The sequence below is a fragment of the Kordia sp. genome, from assembly GCF_022447245.1.
GTDB lineage: Bacteria > Bacteroidota > Bacteroidia > Flavobacteriales > Flavobacteriaceae > Kordia.
Genome location: NZ_JAKVBC010000027.1, coordinates 1 through 13,669, shown reverse-complemented (window position 1 = coordinate 13,669; position 13,669 = coordinate 1). Strand labels below are relative to the sequence as shown.

The window sequence follows — 13,669 nt, the reverse complement described above, 5'->3', positions numbered from 1 at the left end:
TCCCGACAAAATAACACAATCGTAAAATTAATACATCCTATTTACAATGAAAAACTTTACTCTTGTTCTGTTGTTTGCCTTTATTCTAAAGGTATCAGCGCAGAATCCACAAAAACCACAACCTGAAAGTTGGAGTGTTCCATCGATAGAAAAAGTGGCTCCAATTAAATTCCAAAAACCAGATTTGGCACCTTTAAAAGCTGAAGATGCTGTAAATGATCTAGATAAATCAATTCCTTGGCGTTTTGGATATGACCATTTTGTAGATTATGGTTTAACCAATGCTGGTAAATGGCATGAATTACCAAATGGAGATCGAATTTGGAGAATTAACTTTATTTCTCCAGGAGCATTAACGATGAATCTGATTTTTGATACATACCATATTCCTGTAGGAGGAAAAGTATATGTATATAATGGTGATCGTTCACAAATTTTAAATGAATTTACACATTTACACAATAGTCCAGAAGAAATTCTAGGAACTTGGATGGTAGATGGTGAACATTTATGGATTGAATATTTTGAGCCAAAGAAAGTAAGAGGTCAAGGGCGTTTAAATATTGGTAATGTTGTTCACGGATATAGATCTTTAAAGTATCCTGACGGAACTACTGATGCAAAAGCATTGAATGACTCTGGTCCATGTAATGTAGATGTAAACTGTGATATCAGTGCATTCAACTCAACAGCTCACGACATAAAAAACGATGTAAAAAGATCAGTTGGAATGATCGTTGTTGGTGGTAGTGGAAACTGTACAGGTGCCCTAGTTAATAATACTAACAATGATGGAACTCCATATTTCTTAACAGCAAATCACTGTTTAGGCGGTTCTGTTGCTGGATGGGCTTTCCGTTTCAATTGGGCAAGTGACGAATCTGTAGCTGATTGTGCTACAAACGCACCAAGTATAAACAATGGTTTTATACAAACGGCTAGTGGTGGTATTTTAAGAGCTGCCAATGCAAAATCAGATATGGCATTAATAGAAATTACTGATGCTACTTTCTTTACAAATAATAGTGCTGACTTAGTATGGGCAGGATGGAATCGTTCTACAACAGCTGTACCATCTTTAAACGTTGGTGTACACCATCCAAGTGGAGATATTCAAAAAGTATGTGTAGACCTACAAGGAGCAACAAGAACAACCACTGGTTTTAATGGTGAACCAAACGCAGAAATGTGGCGAATTGCTGATTGGGATTTAGGAGTTACTGAACCAGGTTCTTCAGGTTCTCCTTTATTTGATCAAGACGGATTAATTATCGGAAAACTTTCTGGAGGTTCTGCAGCATGCGCAGGGACAAACGACAATGGAGGTTTTGATATTTACGGACGATTTGGAGTTTCTTGGGATTTTAGTGCTGCTAGCAATGCTCAATTAGAGTTCTGGTTAGATCCAGCAGGAACAAACCCTATAACACTTGGACAATTCCCTCCTTTACAAACATTTGACAATGACGCAGCTATTTCTGTGTTAAATATTCCTACAAACTTATGTGAAGATACTATTACACCAACAATACGCATCACAAATGCAGGAAACCTTCAGTTAACAAGTGCTACTATCATGTATCAATTAGACAGTGGTGCAGTAAGCTCAATGAACTGGACAGGAAGTTTAGCAAATGGTGAGTTTGACGATATTCCATTATCAGCTATTGGTGTTACTGGTGAAGGGGCACATTCATTTACTGTATCAGTGTCAAACCCTAATGGAACAATGGATGAATCACCTTCAAATGATTCAAATACTAAAAACTTTACAATTCCTCCTGGTTTTGAAATCACTACAGTTAGAGTTATCATTACTCCAGACCGTTATGGAGGAGAAACTACTTGGACATTAGCAGATTCGAATGGAATTGTTATTGGTAACGGTGGACCATACACTACAACAGGTGTTAATGGAACTCAACCAGATGAGATCCAAGATGTAAACATTACAACACTTAATGAGTGTTACACATTTACATTACTTGATTCTTATGGAGATGGAATCTGCTGCTCATATGGTGCAGGGACCTATCGTTTAGAAGATGGTGCAGGAAATATTATAGTGAATGGAACAGGATCATTTGGTTCAAGCATTTCTAACTTGTTTAAAGTTACAGAACCATTAAGCGTTGGAGAAAATGCATTAGCAAGTAACTTACGTATTTATCCTAATCCTTCTGCTTCAGATTTCACCGTAAATGTGAAGCAATATGCTAGCTTAACATATGAAATTAGTAGTGTAACAGGACAACGTATCCAAGCAGGTTCTTTTAGTCAAGGAAACAATACGCTCTCTATGCGCAGTGAAGCTGCTGGAATTTATTTCCTAAGAATTACAGATTTAGAAACTAATACTAGTACAACAAAAAAGATTGTTAGATACTAGAAATTGAACTTACCTTATTTACAACAGCATCCGTTTTTCAATTGAAAAGCGGATGTTTTACTTTTATACCTTTCTTCGTGAATAACTTTCGCACAAATCTGAAAGCATTTTTTTTAGACTTCATTAAAATCACTTACTTTTATCCCAAATTTTCGAACAAATGAGTAGCAAGCACAATTTTTTTGAACACATTGAAAAAGGATACGTAACCAAAGGAGAATACATTACCATAGGTGCTGCCATGTATGAAGGAGAAACAGTTACAGATGCTTATGTGAAAATTCCCTTAAAAACATTAAACAGGCATGGTTTAATTGCTGGAGCTACAGGAACAGGAAAAACTAAAACCTTGCAAGTACTTGCTGAAAATCTTTCTGATAAAGGAATTCCTGTTTTATTAATGGACTTAAAAGGTGACTTAAGTGGATTGGCGCAACCAAGTCCTGGACATCCAAAAATTGACGAGCGTCATGCCAAAATTGGATTTCCGTTTGAAGCCAAAAGTTTCCCTATTGAGGTGTTGTCACTGTCCGATCAGGATGGTGTACGCTTGCGTGCTACTGTTTCTGAATTCGGTCCTGTTCTATTATCTCGAATTTTAGATTTAAGTGAAACTCAGTCAGGAATTGTTGCTGTTATCTTTAAATATTGTGATGACAACAAAATGCCATTGCTCGACTTAAAAGACTTTAAAAAAGTATTACAATACGCCACTAACGAAGGAAAAAAAGAATTTCAAGAAGCATATGGACGAATTTCTACCGCTTCTACAGGTGCCATTTTGCGTAAAATTATTGAGTTAGAACAACAAGGTGCTGATTTGTTTTTTGGAGAAACTTCTTTTGAAGTAGACGATTTAACACGCATTGATGAAAACGGACGTGGATATATTAATATTATCCGTTTGACCGATATTCAAGACAGACCAAAGCTATTCTCAACTTTCATGTTGAGCTTGTTAGCTGAAATCTATGAAACTTTTCCTGAGCAAGGTGATAGCGGGCAACCAGAATTGGTATTGTTTATTGACGAAGCACATTTAATATTTAAGCAAGCTTCAAGTGCTTTATTAGATCAGATAGAAAGTATTGTAAAATTAATTCGTTCAAAAGGAATTGGATTGTATTTTGTAACCCAAAATCCAACCGATATTCCAGAAGCTGTCTTAGGGCAATTAGGACTAAAAATACAGCATGCGCTACGTGCATTTACAGCAAAAGACAGAAAAGCAATCAAATTGACCGCTGAAAACTATCCTGATTCTGAATATTATGATACAACCGAAGTATTAACTTCTTTAGGAATTGGAGAAGCCTTAGTTTCTGCTCTTGATGAAAAAGGACGTCCTACTCCACTCGCTGCCACTATGCTTCGTGCTCCTATGAGTCGAATGGATGTGTTGACACCTAAAGAATTGAAACAAGTGATCGACAACTCTAGACTCATTGGAAAGTACAACGAAGAAATTGATAGAGAAAGTGCTTATGAAATGCTAAATAAAAAAATCAAAAAAGCAGAAGCACTTGAAGAAAAAGAAAGAGAGCAAAGAGCTACAGAAGAAAAGAAATCTTCTCGCAGTTCTAGTAGAAGAAGTACGAGACAAAATCCGATTATCAAAGTACTGACAAGCGCAACCTTTATCAGAAGCATCTTTGGAATTCTAAAAAAAGTTATCAAATAATAAAATACATAAATTACAACCCCGTGAAAAAATCCTTATTCCTTGGACTTATTATTGCTTGCTTGACAAGCTGTGCAAAAAAAGAAGATCCTTTTTTAATTCAAAAAGATCGTATTGGACAACTCTCTAAAGACATTACTGTAAAGCAATTGGATTCTATTTTTGCAAAAGATTCTCTAGTAAAACGTATTGGTGAAGGCGATTATATGCAAGCTGGAAATGACACATATCTAGTTTTTGAAAAAAGAGGAAAACATATTTTCACCTTAACGCCAAGACAACAGCACGATGAAAATGAAAAGATAAAAACGATCCAAGTTCACGATTCACGTTACAAAACAGAAAAAGGCATTTCGCTAAAAAGTACGTTTAAAGACATTCGCGATGCTTACAAAATCAAAAACATTTACAATACAATGAAAACCCTTGTCATTACTGTAAATGGGGATGAATATTTTACTATTGACAAAAAGGAGTTACCAGAAGATTTACGCTACGATATGAGTTTAAATATAGAAGCACTTCAAATTCCTGAAGCTGCAAAGATTAAACAATTCATGATCAATTGGAAACACGAAGAAATCGCAGATACCGACGAAAAAGATGAGCAGTAAAAAATATCATATTCAAAAAAGTCCTTTTGTCGTTCCAACAACAGATGGCAAACTGATAGAAGAACATTTTGGCAATGCTACTGATGGAAACTCAGGAATTAGTATTGCACATATGATTGCACCGCCAAAATGGAGCGAACCTTTTCAAACTCCAGAATTTGATGAATACACCTATATCATCAAAGGAAAAAAACAATTTATTATTGAAGGAGAAACCATTGTATTGGAAGCTGGACAATCGATCAAAATAGAAAAAAACACCCGCATTCAGTATTCCAATCCATTTGACGAGGATTGCGAATATATTGCGATTTGTCTGCCAGCTTTTTCTATGGATTTGGTTCATAGAGAGGATAACTAAAAATTTGTCCTTGTGAGTTTGTTTTCTCCTAAAAAAATAAAAACATATTTTACAAGAACTCATCACAAAGCTAAATGGAAACTAAAATCTTGCCTAGATTTTACTCTTAAAAAAACAAAACTCATACAATAATTGAACTAGGGAAACTCATATAAGGTAAATCAAAAAAAAGACTAATTTCGATCTTCTTAAAATACTAAGAAAAAATACCTAAGTACAGGTAATCGTATGTTTGAAAAAAACATATTTGAAACTCAGCTAAAAAAGGAGACTTGATTCTCTTTCGAAACGATTTACTACTTCCCGGGCGCACAAAAATTGATTTAGATTCTGATAGATTGCTTTAAAGAATCCGATTCAATTTAAAATAAAAACCTTCTTTTTAGTCTAGACGAATACTTGCTATTTCTATTCACTTACCATAAAATAAACTACAGATTTCCTTCATTCATTACGAATTCTAGTTTAACGCTAACGAATTCTAAAAGCACTCCAAAAAACCGTCAAGTTGGGGCTACATTTGAAATGTAATTAAGAAACAAAGTTGTCTTAATCACCAGTAAAAAAGATACAAACTTTAAAAGAAACAGCAAATGTGGTACGATGTAACAACAACAAAAATGATTCAAAAATACTTGAATATGTATTCGCAAATCAATATGAAATTTGATACCGAAGGAAAAGTAAACACAGTTGCACTGTTTCAAGAAGGCAGATGGATTTCGAGTCCAACCTTGGCAAAACAAATGCGCTTACAACACATCGCATTGCCAATAAGACAAGAAGCATCCATCACACTAAAAAGATAATTTAGGTTGGTTAGTTGGGTAAAATCAGCTTGGATCTTTTTGATGGCTGTCAAAAAGTACTATCCATTGATTGTATTGAAGAGTGGGTTTTCAATGGCTATATAGATAGTAGTTTCAATCCGAAAGCAGATTGTAATCATCCAAGCTGATTTTTAAAAAAGCTAACTAAAAAATATAAAGACAAAACGATTAAATAATAATAAATACAACAACACTATGAAGACAAGAACATTTAAAATGACAGCATTCATGGGACTTGTTTTAACATTAGTTTTTGCATGTTCCCCAAAAGTAAACACAGACGACTTAACTGCATTAAACGAAAGCGAAGCAGTAGCGGAGAAACAAGCAGTAGTTTTTATTGCAGGATACGACAAAGGTGAAAGCACCTATTATAAAGATGCCAAAAAACACTTTGAAGGTATGCACTATCAAATTGTAGATGACGCATTTTCATTACAAGAAATCATTTCTTGGTTAAATAAAAATCACAACGATCAAGACTACAGCGAAATTCACATCGTTAACAAAGGAAACTCTAAAAAAGGATTGTCACTAGAAACCACAATTCACGGAGAATTATTATCTGAAACATCATTACTAAACTGTTTAAAAGAAAGTAAACTTCCAAAACTTGAAAGCGTATTAGCAGCAGATAGCAAATTGGTATTTCACACATCTGAATTAGGAAAAAATAAGCAGTTATTACAAATATTAAAGCAAACGTTTACGGCAAATCATCAGCCAAAAGTATTTGCAACGCCACACGCAACACTTTTTAACGGACAGTTTCAAAAGCATTTCTTAGCAAACGTATTTTACGGATATTATCCAACAGCACAATCGCCAGGAAACATTGATTTATCTAAGCAGTTTATTAGAAAGTATCCATTAGAAGATATCCATTGGTTAAACGCTATCAGAACTAAAGAAGAAGGAGAACCAGGAGAAGCATTCTCATACAAATTTAACATTCCAGTACTTTGGGAAATTGAATTCTCAGATGATGAAGATGTTCCTTCTTTAACAGATGCATACGAAATCATGGATTGGATTGATGACAACGAAGAGTACAGTAATATCCTAAAAGATATGGGCATCAAAAAACAATATTTTAGATGGAGAGCATATAAATCAGGACAGAAAGTAATCATCAAAGGAAAAACAACTGCGGTTTGTATATTAAAACCAATGATGCAACGTAACAATCCATTATCATACGTTCGTACGGAGTTTGACAATCAACGATATTACACACAACTTTAAGAGACAGTTTGATGAATCATATCACGCTCGCATAACATACTTCAATTCATCAAAATGTCATATAAAATACAGTCTACATGTTTATAATACGGAGTAAGCATGTGACTGTATTTCAAAGTTCTAATCATCACTTCGAGTGATTTTTTATAATAAATTGATGAAAAATTGTATTGAGAAGTACCTGTAAAACGTAAACTTCATAGTAGCTCTCATACATTTTAAAACGAGTTCAAAACACTCGATCTGATGTTTTGAATATCTAAAAAAATCCACTAATTTTTAACTTATATTTGTTTTATGAAAACGCACACAATACAAACCTTGTTTTTCATCCTTTTTTTAAGTGTAACGCAACTCAACGCACAGGAATACGATTATGTTTCTTTGTATGACAATTTAGAAATCAAAAAAAATTATGCTCTATTTGGCGACAATGTAAACTTAAGAGAAAAGCCAAATACAACTTCTAAAGAACTCACACGTTTACGTATTGGTTTTGAAGTAACAGTACTTGCTAAAACCGATTATACTTTTGGAAGTGGCAACGCTAAAACCTATTGGTATAAAGTTCGATATAAAAATTATGTAGGTTTTATTCCAGGGAAATTTATCGCTCATAAAGCAATTCACGCAAGTACACACAGTCTTTTCTTTTCTAAAGACATCTCTCAAAAATATGGAAATCGACTGGCAATTCGAGTTCTCGCCGGAAATGACTACAGTAACTATCAAGAAACATTTTCAGATTTGAGAGGTTCCTTAATTAGCATAGACACGGAAAGTAATCATGACCTAATAAAAGTACAATATATCCTAAAAATTCAGTATCATGGAGAATCTTGCGGAGCTGAAAACGGAATCACCTATTTTTTTGTGAAGGACAATTATGAAGTGGCTCATATTGCAGATTTAAGTTCTATAGGTGATGGCGGCTTTTCTGAATCAGAAACCTTTACTTTTGGGGTTAATGAAGATAACGGACACACCATTATTATCTTCACTCAAGAAGATACAGAAATTATTGACCATAACACGCATTGGCAAGAATCAAAGAGAATGACTAGAGAGTTTGCATGGGATGGCACGAAATTAGTACCTGAATTCTCTAATAAGTTTTACAGACCCGAAAAATCAAATTAATGAAAATTGCTTCCAGCATACCATACCTTTTACTATTTATTGTAGGAACTTGGTTTTCTACAGCACAAAACGACCAATTACGTGCATATACTCTCAAAGATGACTTGCCACAATCACAAGTAAATGCTATTTCACAAGATGCTATGGGCTATTTATGGATAGGAACGCAAGGTGGTGGAATTGCTCGTTTTGATGGAAAAACTTTTACCGTTTGGAATGAAAAAAATGGATTGGGTTCCAACTATATTCACGCACTTGCTTTTCACAAAAATGTATTGTTGGTTGGAACACGTCAAGGACTTTCGGTACGTGTAAAAAATAGCTTTGACAAGTTTAAAGCGCCACGTGTTTATGATATTGAAATTGTTGGTAAAGATGCATATTTATCAACGCGAAAAGGAATTTATAAATACAATGTTATTGATGGCGTTCAAAAGCTGGAATGCAACGCTACACTAAATGCAACACAAATTAATGATATTCAATTTGACGGAACACATTACTGGATTGCCTCACGTCGTGGTTTATGGAAAACGGATCGTTTAAGTAAAGACGGAAAATTTCAAAAAGTATTTGACAGCGACTTTAAATCCATCGTGCGTTTTAAAGACCAAATTATTGCAGCTAGTTTTGTAGATGGCATTTATTCGTTCAACAATAGAGAGCAAGGTTTTAAAGAAGTTTCTGAAATTCGTCAAATCAATAGTATCGATTTGATCAATACAGACGAATTGTGGATCAATACGACAAATGCAGGCATCAAACGCATCAATCTAACTGATAATATTGCAGAAAAGTCCATTACTAAACGTAACGGATTGTCTGTGTATAATATTCGTACTGCCTTTAAAGATCGCCAAAATAATGTGTGGATTGGTTCTTCAGGTGGTGGATTGTTTAAGTATGAAAAAAATAACTTCAGACATTTTACCAAAAACAACGGTTTGGTTGCTAACAGAATTTATGCACTGCATTATATAGACAAAGCATTATGGATTTCTACGGCAGAATCTGGCTTGTCCAAAATTGATTCTACGGGAATTCATCAAGAAAAAGAAACCAGCGTCTATCTGAATGAAAAAGTAAAAACTTTGACCAACGATAACGAAGGTAGAATTTGGGCAGGAACCGAAGGAAAAGGAATCTACATTTATCAAAAAAAGTTACGTGATACTATTGTATATGATAGCTTAGCCGTGGATGGGCAAGTTTATAAAACAGAACAGGTTGAAGATGTATACGAAGCAATGATTACCTCAGACATTGGTTTGCCTTCCGATTGGATTAGTAATATTAAAATTTACGGTTCACAAGTTTGGATTGCTACGTATGCTGATGGAATTGCGCGTTTTCAATACGATCATGAAAAGAAAAAAATATACAATCTCAAGTCTTTTGGCAGCGATGAAGGGATCAAAGATTTAGGTATTCGCGACTTAGCGCGTGATGAAACAGGACGTGTTTGGTATGCTACAAGTAAAGGACATTTGGGCTATATCAAAAATGATGAAGTCACGCACTTAACACACAAACAAGTTACTGGAAGTGAAGTTACTATAGGAACCATTCGCTTTCACAATTACGATATGTATTTGGGTACATTTGGCAAAGGAATTTGGGTTTCTACCTTATCAAAAGATTTAAAATTTGAACAATTAAAAGGCAAGAAAGACCTCTATTCCGATAATATCTACCAACTAATTTTTGACGATAACGGTGTTCTTTGGGCAGGAAGTGAGCGCGGTGTAGATCAAATTACACTCGATAAAAAAAATGAAATTCAAAATGTCATTCACTACGGTCGCAATGATGGTTTCTTAGGTATTGAAACCTGCCACAATGCAACTACTAAGGATACAGAAGGAAACCTTTGGTTCGGAACTATTTATGGACTTACAAAATACAAACCTTCTGTTTCAGAGCAGCAAGCCTCAAAACCACTATTGCACTTTGAAGACATTGAAGTTTCCTATCAAAGTCTCGACTCTATTGACTTACTTGAATGGACAAATTCAGACAAGCAATTACAACTTACAGAAGACGAAAATGATTTAGCTTTTCAGTTCCGTTCGGTAGATTTGGACAATCCTGAAGCCATTGTATATCGTTACAAATTTGATGATAACAAATGGAGTCCGTGGAATCAAGAGAGCAAAATTACGTTTGGCGATTTGGATTATGGCGATCATACCTTCTTTGCTCAATCGCGCAATAAAGATTGGCTGGAAAGTGATCCGATCAGCTTTAAATTTCATGTCATTCAACCATTACTCAAAAAAACATGGTTTAAAAACTTACTTTGGACCATTCTCGGTGTAATCATTGCCTATTATATTTTCAATTACATCAAACGTGTCAAAGCAAAAAACCAAGCGATTCGTGAACGTTTGCAATTGGAAAATCATTTGCTTTCATTAGAACAAAAAGCGTTGCGTTTACAGATGAATCCGCACTTTATATTCAATGTATTGAATGGTATCAAAGGAATGAGTAGAAACGACATCAATAAGATGGACAAAACCATCAATACCTTTGCAGTATTACTTCGTGAAACCTTGACAAATTCTAGAAAGGACACCATTTCTCTCGATCAAGAAATTAAAACCTTAAAAAATTATATCGAAGTTGAACGTTTGATGGCGAGCAGAGATTTTACGTACGATATTGAACTAAACTCTGATTTAGATCCAGAAGAAGTACTTATCCCGCCAATGTTGATTCAACCATTTGTAGAAAATGCCATTCGTCATGGAATCATGCCTTTGCAACGTGCTGGTGATTTAAAAATAATATTCAAAACAGACAATGACTTCCTATATGCAACGGTAACTGATAACGGAATTGGGATTCAGCAGTCAAAAAAGAACAAACCGAAAACGGATCATCAATCAATGGCATTACAAGTCACGAAAGAACGAATTGAATCGCTTGCAGGACGTAATACTTTAAAAATTGAAGATGTTTCTGAAAAAGATGCTACCTTAGCAGGAACGAAGATTTCATTTAAGATTCCTTTAGAAACAGATTATTAAATGTTGAATATCTCTAGAATCGTCATTACGAGAAAGCATGACGAAGTAATCTGCATCTTAAGAACGAGATTGCCACGAATTTCTTTAAAATTCTTGCAATGACGACGTTTCAAAATGTCAAAAAAAGAATAGTAGACTTTGAGAAAACATAAAATATAACATTAAATGCCTAATACCCAAAACTTAACAACCGTTATCGTTGATGATATTCCTGCTGCGTTAAACATGCTCAAAGGTGACATTGAACGTTTGCATCCTGAATTGAAAATTATTGGAACTGCTTCTAGTGTGGTAGAAACTGCAAAACTATTACGTAAAGAGCAGCCAGACATCTTATTTTTAGACATTATGTTAGGTGACGGATCAGGGTTTGATGTATTGGAAATCTTTCCGAATTTAACTTCCAAAATCATCTTTGTGACCGCCAGTGATGAGTTTGCCATTCGCGCATTTAAATTTGCTGCTATTGATTATGTATTGAAACCTTATTCTGAAGAAGAACTTTCTAATGCTATTAAAAAGGCAAAAGGACAGATTCACCCAAATAAAGAGCGTTTGGATATTTTAAAAGACACCTTAGCCGCGCCTAACGAAAAACCTACTAAAATATCATTACATACGTTAGACAAGATTATTATTGTAAGTATGGATGAAATTATTCGTTGCGAGTCGGATAGTAACAACACCATTTTCTATTTACAGGACGGACAGAAGATTTTTGTAACCAAAACATTGAAATACTTCTCCGACATGTTGAGTAATTATCAGTTTTTGCGTGTACATCAAAGCCACTTAGTCAATCTGCAATTTATCAAAGCATTTATCAAAACAGATGGTGGTTATTTATTATTAAAAGATAAAAGCACGGTTCCTGTTTCTGTTCGTAAAAAAGTGGAAGTGATGGATATTTTGAGTAGCATTCATAGGAAGTAACTTCGCTGTTAAACTTACTTAGAAACACTAACGTTACTTCAAGTGAATTTCTGTTACATTGAGCGCAGTCAATATGCAACCAATTTGTATCGAGAAGTACTTTGAATCACATAAGCTTCTAAATAAAATCTTCCCGTATTGGGTAATGATTTTTCTTTTTTCACTCATATAGATATATACATTAAAAATATATCATCATGAAGAAAAAGAATTTAAAAAACTTACGATTAAAGAAACAAGTGATTTCAAAAATTGATCATCAAAACATTCTTGGAGGAATTCCAGGGAAACCACCTGCACAACCTATTGAACGAAAAACTAAATTTACACAATGTAGAGTCATATGTGCATCACATCCTAGAATATGTTAATACTTTAAAAAGCGAACTTTGGTTCGCTTTTCTTTTGACTTCTCTACATCATTTTACAGACAAAATCATACTTCTTATCGGTAACTCATAAAACCAAAGACTCAAATCTTAATTGTCTAATAAGAATTCATTATCTTCCAAAATATTAAAACCTTTTATTGATGAAATTAATAACTACGCTTCTATTTATTTGCGTAACCTCGTTCACCATTGCACAAAGTGAATATGAACCTACTGCTCTTGATCCGTACGGTAATAAAAATCCAAAAGCACCCAAACAATTGGATGATTTCAAACCTATGATCGGTATTTGCGATTGCGATTCGGAACGTAGAAACCCAGATGGAAGTTGGGCAAAAGCAGTAAAAATGACGTGGAAGTTCAACTATATTATGAACGGAATGGCAATTCAGGATCAGACTTTGAAAGCAGATGGAAAGCACTCAGGAAGCATCCGACAGTTTAACAAAGACAGTCTAAGTTCGTATCTGCAATACTACGCTTCCGCATCGCCATCTCCAAATTTAGGTTCTTGTAAAGGAAAGAAAACAGAAGATAAAAAAATAGTGTTATACAAACCTCAAAAAGCGCCCAATGGCATGGATGGTTTTTCTCGTTTAACCTTTTATGACATTAGCGACAAAGGTTATAAATGGATTAGCGAATGGGTAGATCCAAAAGAAACAGTAAACTTTCCTTCTTGGAGAATTTCATGTGTAAAACGCGAAGAGTAATACAAGTAACACACATCTTTTCTAAAAAATATAAAAAAGCAGAAAGTACCATTCGGTATTTTCTGCTTTTCATTTTTTATATGAAGGCAAAAGTTATGTAAATGCCCAGAAGCTCCACATTATTTTACCCTTATAAAAGTTTACATTACTGATTACAAGAACCTACGCCTGTACAAGATCTTGTACAATAATCTCCTTGTGTTTCATCTGTTTTAAGGTCTAACTTCCCTCCGTTAATTTGAATTTCTCTTAAGTTAGAAATTACTTCTTTGCGCAAACGTAGCGTTTCCAATTGTCTTTTTTTCATGATAAAATATTTTGTTTTAATGTATAACTGTA

The 13,669-nt window shown here is 34.4% G+C and carries 11 protein-coding genes and 1 pseudogene; 11 read left to right on the top strand and 1 reads right to left on the bottom strand.

Features of this window, described 5'->3' with window-relative positions:
* Positions 1–46 precede the first annotated feature (46 nt).
* From MK119_RS16880 to MK119_RS16830, 11 genes are all read left to right on the top strand, one after another.
* Positions 47–2,389, top strand: coding sequence for a T9SS type A sorting domain-containing protein (locus tag MK119_RS16880; protein WP_290681005.1), 2,343 nt, complete (start codon positions 47–49; stop codon positions 2,387–2,389).
* Between the two features lie 160 nt (positions 2,390–2,549).
* Positions 2,550–4,070: a helicase HerA-like domain-containing protein gene (locus tag MK119_RS16875; RefSeq protein ID WP_290681002.1), complete on the top strand. Its 1,521-nt coding sequence runs from the start codon at positions 2,550–2,552 to the stop codon at positions 4,068–4,070.
* Positions 4,071–4,093: 23 nt separating this feature from the next.
* Positions 4,094–4,684, top strand: coding sequence for a hypothetical protein (locus MK119_RS16870; RefSeq protein ID WP_290681000.1), 591 nt, complete (start codon positions 4,094–4,096; stop codon positions 4,682–4,684).
* Entirely contained in the window at positions 4,674–5,045 is a 372-nt protein-coding gene (locus MK119_RS16865; protein WP_290680998.1) for a cupin domain-containing protein, read from the top strand. The genes MK119_RS16870 and MK119_RS16865 overlap by 11 nt, the downstream gene beginning before the upstream one ends.
* A 593-nt stretch (positions 5,046–5,638) precedes the next feature.
* Positions 5,639–5,854 carry a hypothetical protein gene (locus MK119_RS16860; RefSeq protein ID WP_290680993.1) on the top strand — a complete coding sequence of 72 codons (216 nt, stop codon included), beginning with the start codon at positions 5,639–5,641 and terminating at the stop codon, positions 5,852–5,854.
* Positions 5,855–6,070: 216 nt separating this feature from the next.
* Positions 6,071–7,120 (top strand): hypothetical protein, encoded by a 1,050-nt coding sequence (locus MK119_RS16855; RefSeq protein WP_290680991.1) that lies wholly within the window; start codon positions 6,071–6,073, stop codon positions 7,118–7,120.
* A 297-nt stretch (positions 7,121–7,417) separates the two neighbouring features.
* Entirely contained in the window at positions 7,418–8,260 is an 843-nt protein-coding gene (locus MK119_RS16850; protein ID WP_290680988.1) for an SH3 domain-containing protein, read from the top strand.
* A complete protein-coding gene (locus tag MK119_RS16845; protein ID WP_290680986.1) occupies positions 8,260–11,292 on the top strand; it encodes a two-component regulator propeller domain-containing protein in 3,033 nt (1,010 codons plus the stop codon). The genes MK119_RS16850 and MK119_RS16845 overlap by 1 nt, the downstream gene beginning before the upstream one ends.
* 165 nt (positions 11,293–11,457) lie before the next feature.
* Positions 11,458–12,225 carry a LytTR family DNA-binding domain-containing protein gene (locus MK119_RS16840; RefSeq protein WP_290680983.1) on the top strand — a complete coding sequence of 256 codons (768 nt, stop codon included), beginning with the start codon at positions 11,458–11,460 and terminating at the stop codon, positions 12,223–12,225.
* A gap of 197 nt (positions 12,226–12,422) precedes the next feature.
* Complete coding sequence (locus MK119_RS16835; RefSeq protein ID WP_290680979.1) at positions 12,423–12,596, top strand: hypothetical protein; 174 nt, start codon at positions 12,423–12,425, stop codon at positions 12,594–12,596.
* Positions 12,597–12,757: 161 nt separating this feature from the next.
* On the top strand, positions 12,758–13,330 hold the full coding sequence (locus MK119_RS16830; RefSeq protein ID WP_290680976.1) for a hypothetical protein: 573 nt from the start codon (positions 12,758–12,760) through the stop codon (positions 13,328–13,330).
* 145 nt (positions 13,331–13,475) lie between these two features.
* Here MK119_RS16830 and MK119_RS16825 read toward each other — a convergent pair.
* Positions 13,476–13,669 (bottom strand): annotated as a pseudogene (locus tag MK119_RS16825) (hypothetical protein); the annotation flags it as partial.